Source organism: Natrinema ejinorense (assembly GCF_002494345.1).
Taxonomy (GTDB): Archaea; Halobacteriota; Halobacteria; order Halobacteriales; family Natrialbaceae; genus Natrinema; species Natrinema longum.
In genome coordinates, this window is the sequence record NZ_NXNI01000001.1 from 1,703,971 (window position 1) to 1,726,176 (window position 22,206).

Consider the following 22,206-nt stretch of genomic DNA (forward strand, 5'->3'; position numbering starts at 1 on the left):
TTTCGTTGCTTGTACACGAGTTGTAATTGATCGATGCCGTGTCCGGCGGGAACGGCCCGTCAGTCATTCGAACACCCCATGCACTGCTATCGGAGCTGCTACATATAAAATACCGATCCAATGGCCTTCATTTAGGAGTTCGACCGAGTCGATGTTTCGACAGCGGTCCGGCGACGATTCGCCGAGCGTGAGACAGTGACAGCACAACGGCCTCGGGGCGGAGTGGTCGGTATCCGACAAGCGGGCCAGGTTCCCACTGTCTCAAACGGTCGAGCCCGACACGAGCGGCCTCGAGTCGGACAGGCTCGGAACGCGAACGGATCGGTCGAAACCCTCACCAGAGGCCGAGCAGGTTCCCCGTGACGAGGACGGCGAACAGCACCAGCGCGATGGCCACGAGCACTACCGACTCGGGCGAACCTGACGAGTGGAAAAAGCGCGTGAGTCGTCTCGATCCCATCCTCTTCCCGCTGACGATCAATCGCTCACCCTCCTTGCTTGCCATGTGATGTCATGGGTTGTCTTTGACTAAAAGTTGTTTGTAGCGCTCCTGTCATTCCGGACCGAGTATCGGGCGAGGTGACCGTCGAGACACACCCAATCGTCACTGTCAGCGGAGTCGAACGGGAGATTCGATATCGGGCGTGGATGGATGCGGACAGTCTCGATGTTGGCAGTTTTATCATCGTACACCGCTCCCATGTAACTGTCCGCGGGATCCCCCGAAAACTACCACCTACCGCCACCGTGGGCGACGGTTTCCGGGCAGTGAACGGCGTGCCCTCCGTGACCGACGGCGCGACGGATTCTCGTGGAGCGACCGAACACGACGTTCCAGACGACACGTCGATTGCCACGTCAGCAGCGGTGGTGAACGGACCGTGTGGGACACCGACGCCGACTGGCGAGGACGGACGACTCCGAACCCAGGGTACACCGATCGATATCGCAGCCACAACACGGCGACGAACCGTTTGGGTGATCACTCGAGCGCCGGCGGACCCTATTCGGTTTTCGGCCCCTTCGCAACGCGGGCCTCGCTCGTCAGGGCGTCGACGTGGACGTGAACCGGTCCCGAGTCGGTCTCGAGGAGGACGATCCAGGATGCGCTGGTCCGGTGTGGGTCCTCTCGGACGGAGACCTCGCTGTACCCCTCCTGTTCGGCCGTCTTTCTGGCGACCCGTTCCGCCTCGTCGGCGTCTTCGATCCGGAGGTCGTCGGTCAGGCGGACGGTCACGATCGGCACGTCGGCCATGCGGACGACCCGTTCCGTAACGCTGCCGACCAGCACGCGGTCGAGTCCGGTCCGGCCCTGTGTTCCCATGACGATCATGTCGATCCCGTGTTCGTCGACGTACGCGAGGATCTCTTCGTGGGGGACACCCTGTTCGACCGCGGTGACGGCGTCGACTCCCTCCCTCGTCGCCTCGGTTTCGACGCGCTCGACTGCCCGTTCGGCCGCCGGGATGGCTTCATCGGTCTGGAGCGTCCCGAGGGGTCCTTCGGGAACGATCGACAGCGCATGGATCGTCGCGTCGAACCGATCCGCGATCGTCAACCCGTGTGTGATCGATTGACGGGTCCCGTCGCTCCCGTCGGTCGGGATGAGGATGTCCTGATACATGACACGGGGACATAAGCTGTCTGTCCCTAAATACTCCCTCGGTGAGGGCTCGCATTCGAACGCCAGATCGCGTTCTTTTCAATTCAGTTACACCCTCCCTCATTATCGCTGGAAAGTGATTCCGGTCGTCCTATCGAACGATGTAAATCTTTTTTACGATACGCGCAAACGTATCGCACGGAGCATGACAAATCTTGTCACTAATCTTGCGGATGCCGTCGATGAATACGGCGACAATACCGCGATCGGATTTCGGGGCTCGGAAACGAGTTACGAGGAGTTCTGGGGGCAGACAGGGGCGTTCGCCACCGCACTCGAGGAACGCGGCCTCGGCGAGGGCGACCGCGTCGCACTCTATCTGCCGAACGTTCCGCCGTTTCTGATCGCCTTCCACGGAACGCTTCGAGCCGGCGGGGTCGTCGTCCCGATGAACCCGCAGTACAAATCCCGCGAGATCGGTCATCTGCTGGGGGACAGCGAGGCAAAAGTCGTCGTCGCGCTGGCCGATCTCGTTCCGTTCGTCAACGAGGTCAAAGACGAGACGGCCGTCGAGCACGTGGTCAGCATCGGCGGCGAGGCCGACGGTGCGAGCACGCTCGAGGAGTTCCTCGAGCCGGGTGATCCCGACGTCGCCGACCGCGACGACGACGACGTCGCGGTCCAGCCCTACACCTCGGGGACGACCGGGCAGCCGAAGGGCGTCCAGCTCACCCACGCGAACCTCGCGTCGAACGCGAACGCGGCGTCGAAGCTCATTCCGGACGGGATTCGGCCGGACGACAAACAGCTCGGCGTGTTGCCGCTGTTCCACATCTACGGGATGACCGTCGTGATGAACACGGCGCTGTTCAACGGCGCTGCCTTCTACCCGATGCCCGAATGGGACGCACAGGACGCCGTCTCGCTCGTCGAGGACGAGGAACTGACGATCGTCCACGGCGTGCCGGCGATGTACAACGACGTCATCAACCAGCCCAACGCCGAGGAGTTCGATCTCTCGTCGGTGCGGCTCTGTGGCGTCGGGGGCTCCGGGATCCCCGTCGAGGTCCTGCGTCGGTTCGAGGACCTCTACGAGCCGAAGGTCTACGAGGGATACGGACTGACCGAGACCAGTCCGATCACGCACTTCAACAGCCCGCTGGACGGCCGCCGCGTCGGCAGCGTGGGGAAGACCGTCCCCGGCGTCGACTCCAAGGTCGTCGACGAGGATTTCGAGGAGGTATCGCCGGTCGAGGAGGGACCGATCGACGAGGAAGAGGCCGACATCCGCGAGATCACCGGCGAGATCGTCGTCGCCGGCCCGAACGTCATGAAAGGCTACTACGGCCTGCCCGAGGCCAACGAGGAGGCCTTCACCGAGGAGGGTGGCCGCCGCTGGTTCCACACCGGCGACATCGGTTACAAGGACGAAGACGGCTTCTTCTACGTCGTCGACCGCGAGAAGCACATGATCGTCACCGGCGGCTACAACGTCTATCCGCGGGAGGTCGAGGAACTCCTCTTCGAGCACGAGGACGTCGCCGACGCCGCCGTGGCCGGCATCCCCGACGAACGCCGCGGGGAGACGGTCAAGGCCTTCATCGTTCGCACGCCCAACGGCGACGTCACCGAAGACGAGATCAAAGAGTACTGCCTGACCAACCTCGCGGAGTACAAACACCCGCGTGAAGTCGAGTTCGTCGACGAACTCCCCCGAACGACGACCGGGAAAGTCCAGAAGTTCAAACTTCGCGAAGAGGAGGGGGACGCATAATGTCGCTCGGCGACGACGTCCTCCTCGAGATCGAAGACGAGGGGGTCGCGACGATCACGCTCAACCAGCCGGACCGACGCAACCCCCTCTCGGAGGGGATCAGTGCCGGACTCACCGAGGCCCTCGACGAAATCGAAGACAGCGACGCCCGCTGCGTGATCGTCGAGGGGTCGGGCGGCTCGTTCTCGGCCGGCGGCGACATCGAGTCGATGGTCGAAGGCATCGAAAACGATGTCCCCGCCGACGAACGGGTCCGCACGCTCGAGCGGTCGACGAACGAACTGATGCGGCGGCTGATCGACTTCCCGGTGCCGACGGTTGCGGTCATCGACGGCCCCGCCGTCGGTGCCGGTGCGAACCTGGCGCTGGCCTGTGACATGCAACTCGCCACCGAGGACGCCGTCTTCGGCTTCGTCTTCCGGCAGGTGGGCCTGAGCGTCGACGCCGGCACCTCCTATCTGCTCCCCCGAGTCGTCGGGGAAAACGTCGCGAAGGAACTCGTGCTCACGGGCGACATCATCGACGCCGAGCACGCACTGGAGATCGGCCTCGTCAACCACGTCTACGACAGCGACGAGGTCGACGAGCGGGTCGAGGAGTTCGTCGGACGGATCGTCTCCGGCCCGCCGATCGCGCTGCGTCACGCCAACCGCCTCCTCGGCGAGGGCCTCGAGAAATCCCTCGAGCAAGCCCTCACCGACGAGGCCACGGCACAGGGGATCGTCTTCGAGACCGAGGATCACGAGGAAGGAGTGAGCGCCTTCTTCGAGGATCGCGATCCGGAGTACGAAGGGCGATAGGCGGTCGACGCCGTTTCTGTCCGGACCAGCAGCCGGTTCGGAACCGACGAGCGATCTCCTCGATGTGTCGCTCGGCCCGCTCGAACCGGCACCGATATCCGTAATTGTTTTCTCGTAGTTGTTGGAACGTATACCAATGACATCGCCTCCGTTTCGAGACCGGAGCCGGATACGGGCTGGTGCCGCGATCGGTCTCCTGTGGCTTTTGAGTACAGTTTATGGGTTCATCGGCCCCGGTAGTCTCTTGCTCTTTTCGATTCTGCCACTCGTCCTCGTCGGAAGCGTCGTCCTGCTGTCCCTGTTCTACCGATTAGTCGTCGCTATCGAACACATCGCCTACGAATCGTAGCGGGGTCGGGTCGAGGGCGCAGACGCCCCAGCCGCCGGTTACTGCGTGATCCCTCCGACGGGAACCAGCGTCGACACCCGCGCGTTCTCCTTGATCTTGAGCCCCCCGTCGGCGACCGTCAGCGGGATCAACGGGAGGTGGTCTCGTACCTGCATCGACGGATGCGAGCCGCCACGAGCTAACAGTTCGTTCCGTGGCTGGAGCTGTACCGGTTCCTCGAGATCCGTCAGGAACTCGTTGTGCTGAAGGACGTACTGGCCGCCCTCGAGGTGCCACCAGCCGTACTCGTCCTGGGGGGTATCGAGTTCCGTCGGCACCGGCTCGAGGTCGGCGTCCGTGAGTTCGTCGCCGCCGAAGTCCAGCCGGCCGGGGGCGGCCACCTCGTAGATGGCGCTGACCGTCAAGTCGATCCCGTCTTCGGAGACCTGAACCGGTTCGTACACCAGATTGTCGACGTACTCGGTGAGAGGGTGTTCGGTAGACATGTCGGGTGATACGACGCTTCCGAGCATCAAAAAGGATACTGTCGGACGTTTTGTGGGTCCGTCTCGACAGACACACGGACGGTCGGGCACAGTCTGCAGGAACTGCGTTCCTGCGTCTCGTTCCCCCGCCGATTGGAACCGGGAAGCGGCCGGGACGCGTGGCGGAGGCGGTCTGCCTCCCGGAACCCTATAGGCTGGGGCCCGTATGCCGTCGTATGACCGACGTTCTCACCGACGAAATCGCTCGCTTCGTTCGCGCGGTCGGCCCGGATCCCGACGAGACGTTGATCGAGATGGACGAGTACGCCGCCGCCGAGGGTTTTCCCCACGTCGGTCCCGAGGTCGGCGCGTTCCTCCGATTCGTGGCCCGCCTGAGCGACCCGAAACGGATCTTCGAGTTCGGATCGGGGTATGGCTACTCGGCGTACTGGTTTGCCGACGCCCTCCCCGACGACGGCGAGATCGTACTCACCGAGGTCGACGAGGACGAACTCGAACTCGCCCGCGAGTACATGGCCGCAGGTGGCTACGACGGCCTCACGGCGTACGAACTCGGCGACGCGATGGAGACGATCGACCGCTACGAGGGACCGTTCGATGTCGTCCTGATCGATCATCAGAAGGAGCGCTACGCGGATGCCTTCGAGGCCGTCCGATCGAAAGTCCCCGTCGGCGGGGTCGTCGTCGCCGACAACGCGATCACGGCCAGCGTCGTCGACTTCGACCGCTTGCTCGAGTGGGCCGCGGGCGGCTCCCCGACGACCGTCAACGAGCACACGCAGGGCGTTATCGACTACCTCGAGACCGTCCGTGCCGATCCGGCTTTCGAGACGGTCGTCGTTCCCCTCGGCGAAGGAATCGCGGTGAGCTACCGCGTCGAGTAGTCGGAGGCCTCGCCATCGAGGACCTGTTCGTCGGCCCGCGACGGGGACCCGTACTCCCGAAACCAAAGAAAGGTCGTCGACCCCGCAGCGGCGAGCAGCGTGGCCCACGTCGCCGCGGAAACGGCGACGACCGTCGCGGCGGTGGGACCCGGCGCGATCGAACCGATCGTCTCGACGCCGAGCGCATGAGTGCCGGCGACCGCGAGGAACGCCAGCCACAGTCCCAGCGCCGTTCGAGCGAGCGTCTGCCGACTGACGGACCGTGCGTAGCGAGCGACGCCGTAGACGCCAGCGATGGCGAGCCCTGTCGCTCCCAGCGTCAGTCCAACCCCGTCGACGGCGACGTTCGCGACGCCGACGACAGCGAAACAGGCGAGCGAGGCGACGAGCAGGAATCGATCCGAACCGCGTATTGTCGGGATCACGTCGTGCACCGCTTTGGCGGGTTCAGTAGGCGGTCGGATATATAGCTGTTGGCTGACCGCGAGTACGCGCCTCGATCGCTCGGTCGCGCTGTCGATCCAACCGGGCCCGTCCCACCGACGGCCGATAGCGATCAGGAGCCAGTGGCGTCGACGGCCGGGAGCGTCAGCGAGAACGTCGCGCCCTCCCCGGACGCGGAGTCGACTCGAATCTCGCCGCCATGGCGCTCGACGATCCGTTGACAGAGCGCGAGCCCGATCCCCGTCCCCGGATGTTCCTCGTGGCTGTGGAGTCGCTGGAACACCTGGAAGATTCGATCCTGATCCTTGGGATCGATACCGATCCCCTCGTCGCGAACGGAGATCACCCATTCGTCGCCGGTCCGTTCGGCACTGACGTGAATCCGCGGTGGGTCCTCGCCGCAGTATTCGATCGCATTCGACAGCAAGTTCTGGAACACCTGCCGGAGCTGGCTCGAGTCGCCCACGACGCGGGGAAGCGAGTCCACCGTTATGTCGGCATCCTGTTCGGTGATTCGAAACTGCAGGTCCTCGCGGACGTCGTCGAGGACCGCCTCGAGGTCGACCGGCTCGAGGGGTTCTCCCTGCGTTTCGACCCGGGAATACGCGAGCAGGCCGTCGATCATCTCGCGCATGCGCTCGGCTCCGTCGACGGCGTAGTCGATGAACTCCTGGCCGTCCTCGTCGAGGTCGGCAGCGTAGCGGTGCTCTATCAACTGGAGATAGCTCGTGACCATCCGCAGGGGCTCTTGCAAGTCGTGGGAGGCGGCGTATGCAAACCGTTCGAGGCGCTTGTTCGATTCCTCGAGTTTGCGCTGGTACTCGGTCCGTTCGGTGATGTCCTGGACGACGAGCATTCCGGCGGTGACCTCGTCACCGGTCCGGACCGGGAGGGTGTGGGCGCGGAGTTCCCGGTCGTTGTGGGACAGTTCGAAGGACTGTTCCTCCCCGTCGAGGGCGGCCAGAAACCGAGGTTCGATCGCTTCGACCAGGTCATCGGGATAGCGCTCGTAGATCGTCTTGCCGATCGCCGTTTCCTCCTCGATACCCATCTTGCCGAGCAGCTGGCCGCCGGCCGCCGTGTACCGCAACTCGTCGTCGAACAGTGCGACGATGCCGTTCGGGAAGTTCTCGGCGAGGGTACGGTAGCGCTGCTCGCTCGCCTCGAGTCTGCGCTGTCGTTCCCGCCGTTCCGTAATATCGCGAACGACGCCGATCCGCTCGCATCCGGTCTCCGCGGTCGTCAGCGACGTGACGGTCGCCTCTATCGGGCACCAATCGCCGGATTTCGTCTCGATTTCGGTCTCTATCGTCGGCTCGTCGCTCTCGTTGGCGACGATTCGCTCGGCCAGGTCCATGACCGCTTCGTCGGCGACGAGCGAGGCGTGGCTCCCGATCAACTCGTCACGATCGTAGCCGGTGAGGTCGGTGTACGCCTCGTTGACCATCGTGAACCGGCCGTTCTCGTCGAGGACGTAGATGCCGTCCTCGATCGTTTCGATGATCCGTTCGTACTGCTCGAGTTGGCGTTCCCGACGTTTCCGGTCCGTGATGTCCTGGAAGTACACGGAGAGTCCCGTCTCGGAGGGATAGGCCCTGATCTCCATCCAGATGTCGAGCGAGTCGGAGTATCGCTGCCACGAGGCGGGGTGTTGTGACTTCATTGCCGCTCGATAGCGCTCGATGAGGTCGGATCTCGTTCCGGTCGGGAACGTCTCCCAGACGTTCTCGCCGACGAGCTCCGCCGGGTCACGTCCCAGCAGCTCCCCGGCCCGTTCGTTGACGTGCGTAAACCGCCACTCGTCGTCGAGGGCGTAGAACGCGTCCGAGACGCGGCCGAGGATCTCGCTCAGTTCGGTCTCGAGTTCGTGCTTGCGGCGCTCGAGGCGACGCTCCTGTGTTTTGAGTGCCGTCACGTCCTCGCCCGCGGAGATGACCCGCTCGAGCGAGCCATCGGGGCCGAAGATGGGAACGGCGGTGATGGAGAACCACTTCCGCTCGCCCGACGGATCCTCGATCACGACTTCCTCGTCGGAGACCGGCTCCCCGGTTTCCCTCACGCGTGCGGAGGGGCCGGACTCGGGCCCAATCGGCTCGCCGTCGGCGTCGACGACGGTCAGTTCGGCGAGCAGTTCGGTCTCGCCGAGGGGGTCCCGATCGCCGAGCCCGAGCGCCGTCTGCGCGTGCCGATTCGCCAGCACCACCTCTCCATCGGCGTCCTCGACCGAGATCCCGACCGGCGCAGTCCGGAGGAGTGTTTCGGTCTGGCCCCGTTCGCGTTCGAGGGACCGTTCCTGACTCATTCGATCGAAGGTCACTTCGAGGCTCGAGGCGACGATCTTGGCCAGCGAGAGATCGCCGTCGTCGAACGCGTTGCGTTCTTCCGAGCCGATCATGACGACGCCGTGGTCCCCGATCGGAAGGCAGAGCTCGCTGCGGATCGGTGTGTCGGGATTATAGACGTCCGAATCCATCCTGACGTCGTCGTAGATCGCCGGCTCGCCGGTATCGAAGACGCGCCAGGCGATCCCCTCACCCTCCGCAAACGTCGGCACCTCGTCGAACAGCGCCACGGCCGGTTCGGACTGGGCAACCGGCTCGAGTGTTGCCGACTCCGGATCGTAGAGGAAGACGCCGTTGATCTCGAGACCGAGGATGTCGAGGAGATGGCAGGAGGCCTGCTCCGCTGCGGCCTCGCGCGTGCTGGCGGCGAGCCACTCGCGAACCGCCTCGTTCAGCCGACGGAGCTGATATGCGCGCCGGTGTTGTTCGGTTACGTCGTAGTAGAGTTCGACCCGGCCCCCTTCGTATGGGCCGGATTCGATCGGTTTGCTCCGGTGTTCGACCCAGCGTTCCTCGCGATCCTCGCCGGGCGTGATACGGCACTCGAATCGCTCCGTGTCGCTGTTGTCGTCGTACGCCGTAGTGAGGATATCGATGAATCGGTCCGGATCGTCAACCCGGTCACGGATCGTCTCGTTGACAACAGCCGTCTTGTCTCGCCCGACCACGGCCGTCGAGTCGATCCCGAAGTACCGTTCGGTAGCCTCGTTGATCCACGCGATCTCGAACGCCTCATCGAGGACGAACACGCCCACGTCGGCTTCCTCGAGCACAGCGGTGATCGCCTCCAACGACGGGTCCGGAACCGGCGTCGATTCCACTGCCGGGTCCGCCCGGTCGGCCGTCTCGGTCGGTTCGGCTGCCGACCCCTGGTCACGCTCCGAGGCGTCGCGTTCGCGGACAGTTCCGATTGTACCCCGGCGGCTGTCCGGGCCCGACACGGTCTCGAGGCGTAGTTTACAGGGGATCTCGGTGTCTCGAGCCGTCCGAATCGTCCCCTCGAAGGGGGTGTGACTGGTTTCGTCGCCGGCCTCGATGGCCGGCTCGTCGACCAGTAGCGAGACGTGCTCGCCGCGAAGCGCCTCGCGTGTGTAGCCGGTCAACTCGAGGAGGGTGTCATCGACCGCGACGATCCGATCGTCCGCATCCAGCTGGAAGACGCCGTCCGGAACCGTCTCGACGAGAGTCTGGTACCACTGGAGTGGCGCTCGTTCGTCGCCGTCGCTCCAGGGTACTCGATCGGTCGGTTCCACCCGTTCGGTCATTAGACAAGGAAAGCCGTTCGAACGGATAAGTCCAGCGCCTATCGCCGCCTCGAGGGTATGTCGGGAGCGGCGGCCAGAGCACGTCTTCGAGAACGGGGCCACCTTCGCTCGCGCGCCCGGTTAGTCGTCGCCGTCGACGAGAACGCGGTCTTCGGGCGTCGGCCGACCCGGATGGAGTCCATAGCAGGCGACACAGTAGAGGACCGTCGTCGAGACCGCACAGAGGACCGTCGCCCCTGCCAGCGACTCGAGGACGAGACCGACGATCGGGCCCGCGAAGGCCTCGCCGACCGCCGCCGCCGCGTCGCTCGCGGGGGCCGTCGCCAGCGCGTAGGGAACGAACGTAGCGAACGCGAGTAGCCACCATCGTTTCGCGGTGTGGCGGAGCCGTGCTCGCCCGTACTCTCGCGTCGTGCTCGTGACCCCGGCGACGCCGAGCGCGATCAAAAAGAGGGCTGGAAGCGTTCGGACCGACGTCTCAAAGCCGGTATTAACGGCGACGCCGGCGGCGACGGTCGCGAGGGAGCCGGCGAGGAGCGGAATCGAGGGGCTGGACCCTGTACGAGGCATTCTGTACAGTGGTAGTAACGGATTGTACAAAACTCTCGCGAACCGTCGGCGCGGGAGATCGCTCGCAGCGACGGCGGCTCGAGGACGCCGCTACAACAAAGGACGTATTACCGGTGCCCGCAAGTCGGAGGTGAGAACGAATGCCGGAACACGATCGAACCGACTCCGTGACGACCCTCCGACAACGCGCCGCGGCCGCGGCCGATCGAGCAGCCACTGCCATCTCGCGAGTCCCCGGTATCGGAACCACCCGGTCCCTGTACCGGGTCTGGCAGCGACACGTGCGGGAGCGCCCGGATCTGTATCAAGCGTCGATCACCTTTCCGACGGCACCGACACAGCCGACGGTCGCCGAGATCCACGACTGGATCGAGGACCTCGAGTACGCGTTCGAGGGACGCCTCGACGTCTATGCCCGTCGCGGGAGCGTCGCGGTCGAGACGGATCGCGTTTCCGCCGAACTGTTCGACGAGGACGAGTTCGTCGAGATCTGTGAGCGAATCGAGGACGGCTACGACGGTTCACACTCGATCGCACACCTGAAAAAGTGGCGACGGAACGACGGGCGACTCGTGCGAGCCCACGTGATCGTCCCGGTCAAGCCGCTGTTTCCGCGCGGCGAGACCGACGAGCCGGACGCGGATCGAGCCGCGGCCGGAATCGAAGCCAACTGATCGCCACGCCGGTCTTACCCTCGATCGGTCGCAACGCTGCTCATACGGTCTTCGATACATCATTGCCGGTGGGACCGGGACCGCCCTGCGGTCCCACCGGAAAATCGGGACAGCGAACCGTCTCAGTCGTCGTCGCTCGGACCGGAGCCCGAGCCGCGTTCCCGGTCGGAACGCTGCCGCTGACCGCCGCTCGAGCGGCCGCTGGTGCTCTCCTCGTCCGGCCTGACGCTACTCGTTCGTCCCATCCAGTTATCGATGTTGTTGGCGACGTAGTCCTTGCCGCCCCAGCCGAACGCGATGCCCGCACCGATCGCGAGGGCCGCGCCGATCCCCCACGCGAGCGCTCGCGCGAAGACGTAGAGGATGCCCACGTCGATCCCCATCGTGTCGAGACCGATGACGACCGCCGTGAAGTAGAGGAACATCCGCGTTCCGGTCGCGAACCAGCTGGCGTATGCCGTCTGGGTCGCGGCCCGGGTCCGTTCGATGGCATCACCGATGAAGTCGGCGACGACGAAGCCGAGGGTGATGACGAGCAGCCCCGCGATGAACGCCGGCAGGTACGAGACCGCCGTCGAGATCCACTCCGATAGCGTCGGTATCGCGAGCGCGTTCGCGGCTGCGAGGAACGCGAGCGCGTAGACGAACCACTTCGCGAGTTTGCCGAACGCGCTCGAGACCGCCTGTTCCGTTCCGCCGAGGATGCGTCCGAGCGGCGTCTCGAGGACCATGCGGTCGAGTTCGATGCCGTCGGCGATTCGTCCCACGACGCGGGCGGCCAGCCGGCCGATGACCCAGCCGATGAAGAGGATCACCACTGCGCCGATTATCCGCGGGAGGAACGTGAGTAGCTCCGCGATCGGATCCTGTAGCCAGTCGGGAACCTGTGCTTGTGCGGGGTACGGTGGTAACATGTACGACTTCGGTTGTCGGCCGCCATCCTTTGTAATTGAGTGCCTATCAATCGATCATGAAACCAACCAATCGAGACCGATGACGGTCCCGGAATTGAAGTGTCCGTTACCGCGAATTGTGCGAAGACCGTACCGTGATCGATCGATACGGATTCCCGACGCGACGGCGAACCCGTTCCGGATCGATCGCGAGACGACCCTCGAGCGGGCGTGCGATAAACGCGTTTTGTGACCGAACACGGTGTCACGACAGAAACGGCGCTGCCGTACGCGAGGATCGGCACCGTCATCGGCCGACCGAACGTGTCCAGTTTCACTCATTGGGCGGCAGCGGTGCTGGGTCGAATCCGAGTCGAAATCGTGGTCCCGATTTCGATCGATTCCGGTTCGAAACGGCAGCGACGGTCGGCCGAGCCGTCGCCCTCCGGGTCGGCCGCTATTCGATGAAAGCGAGTGTCGATCGTCCGTTTGAGTGTCGATCATCGAACGATCATCGAGTTATGGGTGAGAGAAAAGCTCTTCCTCGAAAAATGACGGCGAGTAGTCGAAAGCGTTTCGTCAGACGCGTCGCGTTCGGTAATACGGTGTTACCATCGACCGTCCGCCAGCGACTCCGTTCACCGCTGGTTCGGGGATTTCGGTCGCTGCTCGAGTGGTCTGTCGTGTCCGTCGATCCGATGGTTCGCCCGTGGTCACTACGCTATTGGTGTTGCGCATACGAGGGACTGACATGTATCTCGGCGACGAAGCATGGCCGGACCTCGAGACGTACTTCGATTCGGAATCGCTCGCGCTCGTGCCGCTCGGATCGACGGAACAACACGGCCCCCACCTGCCGGAGGCGACCGACCACCTGATCGCGGAGGCGTTCGCACGCGAGGTCGCCGATCGAACGGGCTATCTCTGCACGCCGACGGTGAACATCGGTGTCAGTGGACATCACCGGCAGTTCCACGGGACGATGTGGGTCGAACCACCGGCGTTTCGATCGTACATGGAGTCGCTGACCCGAAACCTCACCGCTCACGGAATCGATCGGGTCATCTACGTGAACGCTCACGGCGGCAACGTCCCACATCTGCGGGAGGTCGGGGCACGGCTCCGGCAAGACGAGGTCGCGTACGCGATCGAATGGATGTGGGACGAGTCGATTCCGGACCTCGTCGACGAACTATTCGAGCAGAACGGGCCCCACGGCGGCCCGAAAGAGACCTCGATGATCCAGTTCCTCGAGCCGACGCTGGTCCACGACGACCGCCTGCAGGACGCCAGAGACGGCGGCGTTCCGAGCGTCGACGACGCCGAGACGGTCAGACACGGCTCGCGGACGTTCTACGATGCGGCGGACAACACCGACAACGGCGTTCTGGGCGACCAAACCGACGCGTCCGCCCAGAAGGGCAGGGAACTCTTCGACGCCGCGAGCGACCAACTCGTCGGGCTCTGCGAGTGGCTCGACGCCCAGCCGTTCGAGGATCTGCTCCCGAGAGACCACGTGTGAGACGGCCGACTGTCAGTCAGTGCCGACCCAGCCTCGCCCCGCTGTGTGAGTGCGCCGGAACCCAGTGACAGCAGCCCGTCCGAGCCGCTGCCCAGCAGATCAGTTCGAGTCGCTGCCCGACTCGAGATGCCCGCCGCCGATCCCCCGACCGCGTCGCTCGACGATGTCTGTAGCGGCGGGTGGTCTCGTCCACTATCATATCGAGAACCGAATGAGATAATAATCCTTAATAGGGAACTGCCCATGAGTTATTACATGGCAGTCGTCAGCGTCTCGATGCCGGACGAACTCCTGGATCGACTCGACCAATTCGCCGAGGAACACGGCTACACCGGGCGGAGCGAAGTCGTCAGGGAGGCCTCGCGGAACCTGCTCGGAGAGTTCGAGGATACCCGACTCGAGGATCGGGACCTGATGGGGATCGTCACGGTGTTGTTCGATTACGAGACCACGAGCGTCGAAGAGCGGATGATGCACCTGCGTCACGAACACGAGTCCCTGGTCGCCTCGAACTTCCACAGCCACGTCGGCGACCACTACTGCATGGAGCTGTTCGTCCTCGAGGGCGAACTCGAGGACATCTCGGCGTTCGTCGGGAAGATCCGGGCAACAAGGGACGCACTGACCGTCGACTACTCCGTGATCCCGGTCGATAGCTTCGATCCGCTCGCGCAGGGCTAGTACCGTTTCGGCCGTCGACTGTAGGCGTGGATCGCTACTATAGCCGCCGGCGGCGACACGCATCCCGACGAGCAGGCGGTCGATTCGCCGGACCGACCGTTTCCCCGGACGCGCTCGGAGCGGTCCTGCCGTCTCGTGGCGGCTACCGCGACCGGCCGCAGTGAACGAATCGAAACGGAACGCGTAGTTTTACTGTTGTCCCGGCGAATGGAGACGTATGTCCTACCGGAAGGTAAACTACGAAGACGTCGAGGAGGTCTCGAGCGCGATGCACTTCCTCAGCGATCCACTCGAGACCGAACAGGTGGGCGTGACGATCGCACGCTGTGACCCCGGCTGGAACAGCAAACCCCACGACCACACCGACAACGACCACGAGGAGGTCTACGTCCTCATCGAGGGAGCAGCGACGGTCGTCGTCGACGACGAACCGGTCGAGATGGAGGCGGGCGATGCGCTGTGGATTCCGCCGGCATCGACGCGCCAGATCCGCAACGACGACCAGGAGAGCGCGTTCGTCCTCGTGAGCGCCCCGAGCATCGCCGACGACGACGGCGACGACGGGGAGTGGCTGCTTTCGGGCTTCGCCGGATAACCGAGCGCCGTCCGGACGGACGGTTCCTCGAGGGCCCGCGTGGATCGAGAGCCGTCCGGAAAATCGGCGGGACGGTTTTGGTCGTCGGCGTGGTCGCCGGGAGCAGGTGAGGGTCCATTTACTCGAAACACCACGCAGTCATCTCGGTCGTCGTCGCAGCGGTTCTGACCGCGTTGCTCCCGCCGATCGCTCCGTTCGGCTATTCGGTCCCGGCAGGGATCGTCGTCGCCTACGGCACCGCGATCGGCGTCTTCATCGACCTCGATCACTTCCTCATCGCCCGGTTCAAGACCGGGAACTGGAGCGCCGTTCGGTTCTGTCTGTCCAATCCACGAACGGCGGTCGCCGACCAGTCCGAGATCTTCGACCCCGGCGACGTCGGCGTCCTCTCTCGGCTCCTGAGTCACGTGGTGGTCGGCGGCCTCGTGGTAGCGGCACTCGCTCTCGTCAGCGCTCCCCTCGCGATCGTGACCGGCGCAGTGCTCTATGCCCACCTGCTTGCCGATCTGATCTGGGACATCGCCCTGCTCGAGGATCACGCGAACGCAGCCGCCTCGATGGACGATCTCGTTCGAACACTTCGATAACGGTGGGGGCTTCGGGCGAGAGTCGGGCCGATACCGGGCCGGGAGTTGCAATATTCGCCCCCGGCTATTTGGACGGTCGAACCATCACGTGTCACATGGAACTGCTCGACGACAGCATCGTCCCGGAGCACGCACGCGACGTGAAAGCCGAGGCTCGCGAGTTCGCACGCGAACACATCCAACCGAACGCCCAGGAGTACTTCCAGTCGGGCGAGTACCCCGAGGAAATCCTCGAGGCGGGCCGGGAAGCGGATCTCGTGGCACAGGACATTCCCGAGGAGTGGGGTGGCCGGGGCCTGGATCTCGCGCAGTTGCTCGCGATGACCGAAGAGTTCTACCGGGCCGACGCGGGGATCGCGCTGACGCTCCAGTTGGCGAGTTTCGGCTGTGAAATCACGTACGAACACGGCTCCGAGGAACAGTGCGAGGAGTACATCCGTCCCGTCGCGGAGGGGGAACAGCGGTCCGGACTCGCGGTCTCCGAACCCGACACCGGCAGCGACCTCGCGGGGATGCAGACCACGGCCGAGAAAGACGGGGACGAGTACGTCATCAACGGCGAAAAGTACTGGATCGGCAACGGCGTCGAGGCCGACTGGATAACGCTCTACGCGCGGACCGGGGACGACGAGGACAACCGCTACGGCAACCACTCGATGTTCATCGTCCCGACGGATACGGACGGCTACGAGGCCGAGCACATCCCCGAAAAGATGGCGATGCGCGCCTCGAAGCAGGCCCACATCGAGTTCGACGACTGCCGAATTCCCGCAGAAAACCTGATCGGCTCGGAGGGGGACGGCTTCATGCTCCTCGCGGACTTCTTCAATCACGGTCGCGTCGCCGTCGCCGGCCACGGACTCGGCATCGCCGCGGCCGCTATCGAAGAGGCCTGGGAGTTCACCCACGACCGCGAGGAGTTCGGGCGGACGATCAGCGACTTTCAGAGCGTCCAACACGGCCTTGCAGACATGCTCGTCGAGTTCGAGAGCGCCCGGACGCTCACGTGGCGCGCCCGCGAGAAGGTGGCCAACGAGGACAACGCGGGCTACTGGGCCGCGATGGCGAAGACGAAGGCGACCGAGACGGCGGTCGACGTCGCGGAACAGGGCATGCAGTTCCACGGCGGCCGTTCGGTATTGGACGAACGTCGGATCGCCCGCGTCTATCGGGACGCGCGGATCCCGGTCATCTACGAGGGGGCGAACGAAATCCAGCGCAACCTGATCTACGGGCAAGCGCCCTGAGTCGACTCGGCTCGTTTCCACCGGCAGAATACGCCCGGTGGCACGACTCCCAGCCCGTCGAACCGTCATCGCACCGTTTTTCTCGTCGGTCATGGCGTGGTCGAAAGAACAATCCCGTTGGCTATCCACTATACTGGCACGCTCGCTACCGTCGTGATTGACATGTCTAGGGCCAATATTCGGAGGGCGAAACCGAGAATTCAGATGTCTGCAACCGGAACGCAACCAGTATGAGCCGGCCGCGCGTGCTCTGTGTCAGTAGCAATCGCTCGACGCGGGCGTCGCTTACGCTATCGCTTACGGACGCCCCAGTCGACGTCGTCATCGCCCAGCGATCCGCCAAAGCGGCCAACCGACTCGAACAAGAGGAGATCGACGCGGTCGTCATCGATGCGAGCACCGTCGCGAACGTCCCGGGACTCGTCGATACCGTCGAATCGGAGGCCCCCGAAACGCCGACGTTCGTCCACTGGGACGGGGACGGCGACGACAGCGTCGTTTTGAGCGACGTGCTCGCTCGCGCGGCCGACGATTCGGCAACGCGGCTGGCGAATACGATTACCGACCGTCTCGCGACCGAAACGAACGCGCAAATACCGATCGAGACCGACCCGAACGCCGACGGTTCCCACAACGATACCGAGAGCACACATGCCGTCCGGGACCTCCCTGCGGACCTGATGGGACTGGTCAGCCGGGCTCGGTGCCGACTGGTCGATGCCACCTCACCCCGTACCGTCGAACGGACGCTCCGCGAAGAACTGACGGGTCACGATTCGTTTACGTTCGCCTGGCTCGGGGAGTACGATCGCGGTGAACGAGCGGTCATTCCGTGGCTCTCCGACCACGACAGGGCCGAGTGGCCGCTCCGGAACTCGTTCAGTATCGGCGACGGCGACCACCCGCTGCTCGAGCGAGCCATCCGGACCCGAACCCTGCAGATCCAACAGTACGGCGAGAACGAGCACGACGCCGTCCCGTTCGGAGATCGTGCGTTCCGGCGCGGGATTCGATCGGTTGCCGTCGCGCCGCTCGCCGCAAACGGCGATCTATACGGGGTGGCCGCCATCTACGCGACGGTCCCGCTCTCGGAGCACGAACGCGACGCGATCCGAATGAGCGTCGCCGCCGCGTCCCACGTCCTCGAGACGATCGCCCTGCGGGGCCGACTCGAACAACAGGAACGGACGCTCCACCGGTACGAACGACTCGTCGAGACGGCCGGCGACGGGATGTACATCCTCGACGACGGGGGCCATTTCATGACGGTCAACGACGCGCTGGTCGACATGACCGGCTACAGCCGCGAAGGACTGCTGGGGGAACACGCCTCGTTCCTGTTCGATGACGACGATATCGCCGCCGGCAAGGAGATCATCAGATCGCTTCTCGAGAGCGGAGAGCGGACCGATACCCTCGAACTGGCGGTCGGAACGAAAACCAGCGAGCCGATCCCGTGTGAGGCCCAGATCGCCGTCCTCGTGCCCGACGGGGAGTTTCTCGGTTCGGTCGGCGTCCTCCGGGACGTCACCGAACGGAAGCGCCAGGAACGAAAGCTCCGCGAACGCAACGAGCGACTCGACGCGTTCGCTCGGATCGTCAGTCACGACCTTCGCAACCCCCTCGGCGTCGCGCAGGGCTATCTCGACCTCCTCGAGGAGAGCGAGAGCCCCGAGTACGCCGCCAAGATCCACGACGGACTCGACCGGATGGAGTCGATCATCGAGGACGTCCTGGCGATCGCCCGCGAGGGCGAGTGGGCCGCCGACACCGATCCGGTCGACCTCGAATCGGCGGCGCGAGAGGCCTGGGACCACGTCTCGACGGCCGACGTGCGCCTGTCGGTCCCGGAGACGATGACGCTCGAGGCCGATCGATCGCGACTCCTGCGGCTCCTCGAGAACTGTTTCCGGAACAGTATCGAACACGGCGAGACGACCGCGGTCGTTCGCGTCGGTCCCCTCGAGACGACCGAGGGCACGGCGCACCGACAGGGGTTCTTCATCGAGGACGACGGGAGGGGGCTGCCGGCGGAACTACAGGACGACTTGTTCGATCCGTCGGTTTCGTCGTCGATGGACGGCCTCGGAATCGGGCTGTGGATCGTCAGGGAAGTCACTACCGGACACGGCTGGTCGGTCGTCACGACCGAAAGCGACGACGGAGGGGCCCGCTTCGAGTTCGAAACCGCGGGTTAGTTCTCCGACTGGAGATCCTGAAACGCGCCGACGAAATCGTCGTGGGACGACATGCCGGATACCGTCTCGTCGACGCGTTGCTCGAGTTCGTCGACGCGGCCACAGAGCTCCTGGTACTCCTCGTGGTCCGCGAGCTCTCGCTCGGCCTTCTCGGACTCCAGCAACGCCTTCTTCGAGACGAGTGCGTAGTAGTCCTGGATATCCGTCTCGTACTCCGAGCGGTCCCCGACCTCCTCGACCATCTCGACGAGTTCGTCCTTCGAAACCGGCTTGACGAGGTAGTCGTCGAACCCCATCTCGATGATGTCGAAGTCCGGATCGACTGCCGTCACCATGACGACCCGAGAGTCGTACCCGTGCTCCCGGATCCGTTCGAGGACTTCGTCGCCGGAGAGTCCTGGCATCCGGCGGTCTAGCAGGACGACCTCGACGGAGTCCGCCATCTTCTCGAGCGCTTCCTCCCCGTCGTAGGCCGTCTCGACGACCCAATCACCCTGGAGCCACGCGGCGAACAGATCCGCGAGCCGCGTTTCGTCGTCGACGACGAGCACCTCCGGCCCGTCACTCATTTGGTAACCCCTCCGTTCCTTTCATCGATTACAGCCACGCGTCACCAATGGTACCTCTGCATGATAAATCTCGCCCCAGCTATCAATTTTCGGATACCTGATACTCTCAAAAACGCCCGACTGCTCGGTTGTTTGTCCAATTACCGTGGCGAACGTCAGCTGGTCACATCGAATATGCGACGACTCTCGAGCCCGGTCGGCGGTCTCTCGGAGCCGTGAAACGATGCAGGCGACGCTGGCAGCCAGGGGCCAGCGCCTGGCCCCCGGTTTTCGGGAGCGGGTGGTCATCGCCGGTCAGCGACCACTGGAGCGATCGAGCAGATCCGAGTAGTCGGCGATGATACCGTCGACGCCGGCTGCCGCGAGCTGGTGGGCCTGCTCGCTCGTCTCGACCGTCCAGACGTTCACGTCGCGACCCTCCTCGTGGGCGAGGGCAACCACATCGACGTCCGCCACGTCCGACGCGTCGACGAACGGCGTCCCCTGAATCATTCCCGTTGGCGGATGAATCGCCTCCGCGTCGTACGTCCGGGCGATCTCGAGCCCGTCCGTGATCGAGTCTCCCACCAGCGGTGCGATCGGATACGTCGACGCCTCGCGGCTCGTCGCGAGTGCCGCCTCGTAAAACGACGAGAGGAGAATCTCGTTCTCGTAGTCGTCGCCGATCTCGAGGACGCGTTCGACGAACGGCCGCCAGATCTCTTTCTGGCCGTCCAGTTCGCTACTGGAGAGTTTCTCGCCGAACCGCAGGTCCGAACTGCCGGGGTTCTTCAACTCGACGTTCACGCCGACACTCGCCGGGATCGCGTCCAGTACCGCCGTGAGGAGCGGGACCGTCTCGCCGCTGTCGAGTACTTCCGCGCTGGTCACGGTTCCAGTGTCGGTCTCCCAGACGATGCCGTTCGCGTCGGTCAGACCGTCACCACCGCGCTCGGACAGCCGGTCGTCGTGGAAGACCACCACGTCGTCGTCGGCCGTCGGCACGACGTCGATTTCGACGAGGTCGGCCTGCCGGGCGGTCGCTCCGTCGCCGTTCGCGGCCGCTTCGACGGCCGCGATCGTGTTCTCGGGGTTCTCTCCGGCGAACCCGCGGTGTGCGATGAGCGTCGGGTCGCTCTCCCGCGATGGCTCCCCCGTTTCGCGGTCCTCGTCGGTCCCCTCGCCCAGCCCGTCGGTGAGCCTGAGTCCGCTCGCCACCGTGAGTCCCGCTGCGCCGATCAGGATCCCTCGGCGACGACCCGTCGCCGCCGCCACGTCTCGTTCCCCAGTTCGGATCGGTGGAGCCGTTCGATCGTCGACGCAGTTCGTCCGATCCGGAATCGACGTTCCACACGACGGTCGCTCCGCAGCGGTGTGTTCGATCATGGCCGACCGTGGCTGCGTCTCGAGTATAGCCGCTGCTATGAGGGCTCCAGAGAGGTATGTAGTCGCGGCTCCGTTCGACGGGACCCGGCGTCTGCCACTGGACGGAACGCAATCGACCCGAGCCAGGAGAGCGGTCGCTCGGAATCGACGGACAGCGACGAAAACTAACGACTGCAACTATTTGTACACCGATCGCACCCTGTCGTGCGATCCGGTCTGCATTGACTCGCAGTGGCTCCTCTCGCTCACGACCGGATGCCCGACGGCGTGTCTCGAGGCCCTCAGCGATAGGACAGCTCGAGCTCGCGGGCGCGCGTCAGCAGCTCCTCGTCGTAGTAGTCCTCGGTCTGTGCGGGCCGCATGTCGTCGATCGCGCGGACCTGCTGGACGGTGTTTCGGAAGTTCTTGAAGGTGGCTTCGTCGACCATCTGGCCGTCGATGGTGACCGCGCCGGTCCCCTCGCGTTTGGCCTCGTTGAAGCGCTCGATCTTGTGGACGTCGCGCTCGAGTTCGTCGGGCGTGGGCATGTGGACGGTGTTCGCCTGGATCGTCTGCTTGGGGTACAGCGACCAGGAGCCGTCGAGGCCGAGTTGGGCTTCGTGTTCGACCTGGTCGGCGTACTCGTCGGCGTTGTAATAGGTCAGCCCGGCGCGTTCCTTGAAGAGGTCGTCGAAGGGACCGCCGATGGAAAGCAGGCCGCCGGCGCTGGCCTCGTTCGAGAGGGCCTCGAGGAGGCCGTCCCAGCGTGGCATGCCGTCGCCCAGATCGCGGCCGCCGAGTTCGGCCGCGTAGTCGACGGGGCCGAAGACGAGCGCGGTGAGTCGAGAGTCCTCGCCGAACTTGGCGATCTCGCGCAGGTCCGAGCGGGCGCGACCGGTTTCGATGATTATCGAGAGTCCGATCGAGCCGTCGTCGTAGCCGTGTTCGGCTTCCGCTTCGGCGACGACCTCGGCGGCACGTTGGACGTCCTCGAGACGGCCGACCTTGGGGACGACGACGCCGTCGATCTCGTCACCGATCTCGGCGACGAGCCGGTCGATCTGATCGCGGCCCTTCTCGCAGTACTCCTCGTCCTCGTAGCTCCACTCGACGCGGGGCCAGATCTCGCCGGGGAAGTCGTACTGGGGGACCTTCTCGATGGTATTCTCCAGCCCCTCGGCTTTCATGTCCGGTGCCGTCCCGTCTTCCATGTCGGGAACGAGCCAGTCGGGAGCCTGGAAGCCCTCCGCCTCGAGCGCGGAGGTGAGATACTTCGCCGAGTCGTCTTTCGGAACGGCGGCCGGTGCGGTCTGGAACGTACGGCAGAGTCGAATGTCGTCGGTCATGTGTATGTATCGGAGTGCGTATCTGTCTGCGTTC

21 protein-coding genes are annotated in these 22,206 nt (G+C 64.5%); 11 read left to right on the top strand and 10 right to left on the bottom strand.

What is annotated here, in order from left to right; genetic code table 11:
• Window positions 1-334: 334 nt before the first annotated feature.
• Together CP557_RS22515 and CP557_RS08450 are read right to left on the bottom strand one after the other, a co-directional pair.
• On the bottom strand, window positions 335-505 hold the full coding sequence (locus CP557_RS22515; protein WP_169924306.1) for a hypothetical protein: 171 nt from the start codon (window positions 503-505) through the stop codon (window positions 335-337).
• 498 nt (window positions 506-1,003) lie between these two features.
• Entirely contained in the window at window positions 1,004-1,624 is a 621-nt protein-coding gene (locus CP557_RS08450) for a universal stress protein (protein ID WP_097379488.1), read from the bottom strand.
• A 184-nt stretch (window positions 1,625-1,808) separates the two neighbouring features.
• Here CP557_RS08450 and CP557_RS08455 point away from each other — a divergent pair, with 184 nt between their 5' ends.
• The 3 genes from CP557_RS08455 (at window position 1,809) to CP557_RS22155 (ending at window position 4,526) form a co-directional block, all read left to right on the top strand.
• On the top strand, window positions 1,809-3,377 hold the full coding sequence (locus CP557_RS08455; protein ID WP_097379489.1) for a long-chain-fatty-acid--CoA ligase: 1,569 nt from the start codon (window positions 1,809-1,811) through the stop codon (window positions 3,375-3,377).
• On the top strand, window positions 3,377-4,177 hold the full coding sequence (locus CP557_RS08460) for an enoyl-CoA hydratase/isomerase family protein (protein WP_097379490.1): 801 nt from the start codon (window positions 3,377-3,379) through the stop codon (window positions 4,175-4,177). Before CP557_RS08455 ends, CP557_RS08460 begins: the two co-directional genes overlap by 1 nt.
• A gap of 136 nt (window positions 4,178-4,313) precedes the next feature.
• Window positions 4,314-4,526 (top strand): hypothetical protein, encoded by a 213-nt coding sequence (locus CP557_RS22155; protein ID WP_143825058.1) that lies wholly within the window; start codon window positions 4,314-4,316, stop codon window positions 4,524-4,526.
• A 38-nt stretch (window positions 4,527-4,564) separates the two neighbouring features.
• Here CP557_RS22155 and CP557_RS08465 read toward each other — a convergent pair whose 3' ends face one another.
• Window positions 4,565-5,011: a dCTP deaminase/dUTPase family protein gene (locus tag CP557_RS08465; RefSeq protein WP_097381587.1), complete on the bottom strand. Its 447-nt coding sequence runs from the start codon at window positions 5,009-5,011 to the stop codon at window positions 4,565-4,567.
• Window positions 5,012-5,226: 215 nt separating this feature from the next.
• Between CP557_RS08465 and CP557_RS08470 the strand changes: the two genes are divergently transcribed.
• Window positions 5,227-5,895 carry an O-methyltransferase gene (locus CP557_RS08470; protein WP_097379491.1) on the top strand — a complete coding sequence of 223 codons (669 nt, stop codon included), beginning with the start codon at window positions 5,227-5,229 and terminating at the stop codon, window positions 5,893-5,895.
• On the opposite strand, the gene CP557_RS08475 is transcribed toward CP557_RS08470, so the two are convergent.
• The 3 genes from CP557_RS08475 to CP557_RS08485 all read right to left on the bottom strand — a co-directional run bounded on the left by CP557_RS08475 (window position 5,880) and on the right by CP557_RS08485 (window position 10,516).
• Complete coding sequence (locus tag CP557_RS08475) at window positions 5,880-6,329, bottom strand: hypothetical protein (protein WP_097379492.1); 450 nt, start codon at window positions 6,327-6,329, stop codon at window positions 5,880-5,882. The two genes, CP557_RS08470 and CP557_RS08475, sit on opposite strands and share 16 nt — an antisense overlap.
• A 122-nt stretch (window positions 6,330-6,451) precedes the next feature.
• Window positions 6,452-9,946 (bottom strand): PAS domain S-box protein, encoded by a 3,495-nt coding sequence (locus CP557_RS08480; protein WP_097379493.1) that lies wholly within the window; start codon window positions 9,944-9,946, stop codon window positions 6,452-6,454.
• A gap of 120 nt (window positions 9,947-10,066) precedes the next feature.
• Window positions 10,067-10,516 (bottom strand): hypothetical protein, encoded by a 450-nt coding sequence (locus CP557_RS08485; RefSeq protein ID WP_097379494.1) that lies wholly within the window; start codon window positions 10,514-10,516, stop codon window positions 10,067-10,069.
• A gap of 140 nt (window positions 10,517-10,656) precedes the next feature.
• Between CP557_RS08485 and CP557_RS08490 the strand changes: the two genes are divergently transcribed.
• A complete protein-coding gene (locus CP557_RS08490; protein WP_097379495.1) occupies window positions 10,657-11,190 on the top strand; it encodes a hypothetical protein in 534 nt (177 codons plus the stop codon).
• A 122-nt stretch (window positions 11,191-11,312) separates the two neighbouring features.
• On the opposite strand, the gene CP557_RS08495 is transcribed toward CP557_RS08490, so the two are convergent.
• Entirely contained in the window at window positions 11,313-12,104 is a 792-nt protein-coding gene (locus CP557_RS08495) for a mechanosensitive ion channel family protein (protein WP_097379496.1), read from the bottom strand.
• 730 nt (window positions 12,105-12,834) lie between these two features.
• On the opposite strand from CP557_RS08495, the gene CP557_RS08505 reads away from it, so the two are divergent.
• From CP557_RS08505 to CP557_RS08530, 6 genes are all read left to right on the top strand, one after another.
• A complete protein-coding gene (locus tag CP557_RS08505) occupies window positions 12,835-13,605 on the top strand; it encodes a creatininase family protein (RefSeq protein ID WP_097379498.1) in 771 nt (256 codons plus the stop codon).
• Between the two features lie 255 nt (window positions 13,606-13,860).
• Window positions 13,861-14,286, top strand: a complete 426-nt coding sequence (nikR, locus tag CP557_RS08510; protein ID WP_097381588.1) for a nickel-responsive transcriptional regulator NikR — start codon at window positions 13,861-13,863, stop codon at window positions 14,284-14,286.
• Window positions 14,287-14,503: 217 nt separating this feature from the next.
• A complete protein-coding gene (locus CP557_RS08515; protein ID WP_097379499.1) occupies window positions 14,504-14,881 on the top strand; it encodes a cupin domain-containing protein in 378 nt (125 codons plus the stop codon).
• A gap of 173 nt (window positions 14,882-15,054) precedes the next feature.
• Window positions 15,055-15,468: a hypothetical protein gene (locus CP557_RS08520; protein WP_245852958.1), complete on the top strand. Its 414-nt coding sequence runs from the start codon at window positions 15,055-15,057 to the stop codon at window positions 15,466-15,468.
• 95 nt (window positions 15,469-15,563) lie between these two features.
• Window positions 15,564-16,715, top strand: coding sequence for an acyl-CoA dehydrogenase family protein (locus CP557_RS08525; protein ID WP_097379501.1), 1,152 nt, complete (start codon window positions 15,564-15,566; stop codon window positions 16,713-16,715).
• A gap of 230 nt (window positions 16,716-16,945) precedes the next feature.
• A complete protein-coding gene (locus CP557_RS08530) occupies window positions 16,946-18,913 on the top strand; it encodes a PAS domain S-box protein (RefSeq protein WP_097379502.1) in 1,968 nt (655 codons plus the stop codon).
• Here the strand turns inward: CP557_RS08530 and CP557_RS08535 are convergent.
• The 3 genes from CP557_RS08535 to citE all read right to left on the bottom strand — a co-directional run bounded on the left by CP557_RS08535 (window position 18,910) and on the right by citE (window position 22,172).
• Complete coding sequence (locus CP557_RS08535) at window positions 18,910-19,482, bottom strand: HalX domain-containing protein (RefSeq protein WP_097379503.1); 573 nt, start codon at window positions 19,480-19,482, stop codon at window positions 18,910-18,912. The two genes, CP557_RS08530 and CP557_RS08535, sit on opposite strands and share 4 nt — an antisense overlap.
• Before the next feature lie 294 nt (window positions 19,483-19,776).
• On the bottom strand, window positions 19,777-20,847 hold the full coding sequence (locus CP557_RS08540; protein WP_097379504.1) for a glycerophosphodiester phosphodiesterase: 1,071 nt from the start codon (window positions 20,845-20,847) through the stop codon (window positions 19,777-19,779).
• A 281-nt stretch (window positions 20,848-21,128) separates the two neighbouring features.
• Window positions 21,129-22,172, bottom strand: a complete 1,044-nt coding sequence (gene citE, locus CP557_RS08545) for an L-malyl-CoA/beta-methylmalyl-CoA lyase (RefSeq protein WP_097379505.1) — start codon at window positions 22,170-22,172, stop codon at window positions 21,129-21,131.
• Between the last annotated feature and the right edge of the window lie 34 nt (window positions 22,173-22,206).

What these genes read in the sequence shown, in the direction of transcription:
- CP557_RS08490 (WP_097379495.1), top strand. Translation starts at nt 10,657, where the DNA reads ATGCCGGAACACGATCGAACCGACTCCGTGACGACCCTCCGACAACGC.
- CP557_RS08465 (WP_097381587.1), bottom strand. Translation starts at nt 5,011, where the DNA reads ATGTCTACCGAACACCCTCTCACCGAGTACGTCGACAATCTGGTGTAC.
- CP557_RS08455 (WP_097379489.1), top strand. Translation starts at nt 1,809, where the DNA reads ATGACAAATCTTGTCACTAATCTTGCGGATGCCGTCGATGAATACGGC.
- CP557_RS08480 (WP_097379493.1), bottom strand. Translation starts at nt 9,946, where the DNA reads ATGACCGAACGGGTGGAACCGACCGATCGAGTACCCTGGAGCGACGGC.
- CP557_RS08535 (WP_097379503.1), bottom strand. Translation starts at nt 19,482, where the DNA reads ATGAGTGACGGGCCGGAGGTGCTCGTCGTCGACGACGAAACGCGGCTC.
- nikR (WP_097381588.1), top strand. Translation starts at nt 13,861, where the DNA reads ATGGCAGTCGTCAGCGTCTCGATGCCGGACGAACTCCTGGATCGACTC.
- CP557_RS08470 (WP_097379491.1), top strand. Translation starts at nt 5,227, where the DNA reads ATGACCGACGTTCTCACCGACGAAATCGCTCGCTTCGTTCGCGCGGTC.
- CP557_RS08525 (WP_097379501.1), top strand. Translation starts at nt 15,564, where the DNA reads ATGGAACTGCTCGACGACAGCATCGTCCCGGAGCACGCACGCGACGTG.
- CP557_RS08540 (WP_097379504.1), bottom strand. Translation starts at nt 20,847, where the DNA reads ATGATCGAACACACCGCTGCGGAGCGACCGTCGTGTGGAACGTCGATT.
- CP557_RS08495 (WP_097379496.1), bottom strand. Translation starts at nt 12,104, where the DNA reads ATGTTACCACCGTACCCCGCACAAGCACAGGTTCCCGACTGGCTACAG.
- CP557_RS22515 (WP_169924306.1), bottom strand. Translation starts at nt 505, where the DNA reads ATGGCAAGCAAGGAGGGTGAGCGATTGATCGTCAGCGGGAAGAGGATG.
- citE (WP_097379505.1), bottom strand. Translation starts at nt 22,172, where the DNA reads ATGACCGACGACATTCGACTCTGCCGTACGTTCCAGACCGCACCGGCC.
- CP557_RS08485 (WP_097379494.1), bottom strand. Translation starts at nt 10,516, where the DNA reads ATGCCTCGTACAGGGTCCAGCCCCTCGATTCCGCTCCTCGCCGGCTCC.
- CP557_RS08505 (WP_097379498.1), top strand. Translation starts at nt 12,835, where the DNA reads ATGTATCTCGGCGACGAAGCATGGCCGGACCTCGAGACGTACTTCGAT.
- CP557_RS08450 (WP_097379488.1), bottom strand. Translation starts at nt 1,624, where the DNA reads ATGTATCAGGACATCCTCATCCCGACCGACGGGAGCGACGGGACCCGT.
- CP557_RS08515 (WP_097379499.1), top strand. Translation starts at nt 14,504, where the DNA reads ATGTCCTACCGGAAGGTAAACTACGAAGACGTCGAGGAGGTCTCGAGC.
- CP557_RS22155 (WP_143825058.1), top strand. Translation starts at nt 4,314, where the DNA reads ATGACATCGCCTCCGTTTCGAGACCGGAGCCGGATACGGGCTGGTGCC.
- CP557_RS08530 (WP_097379502.1), top strand. Translation starts at nt 16,946, where the DNA reads ATGAGCCGGCCGCGCGTGCTCTGTGTCAGTAGCAATCGCTCGACGCGG.
- CP557_RS08460 (WP_097379490.1), top strand. Translation starts at nt 3,377, where the DNA reads ATGTCGCTCGGCGACGACGTCCTCCTCGAGATCGAAGACGAGGGGGTC.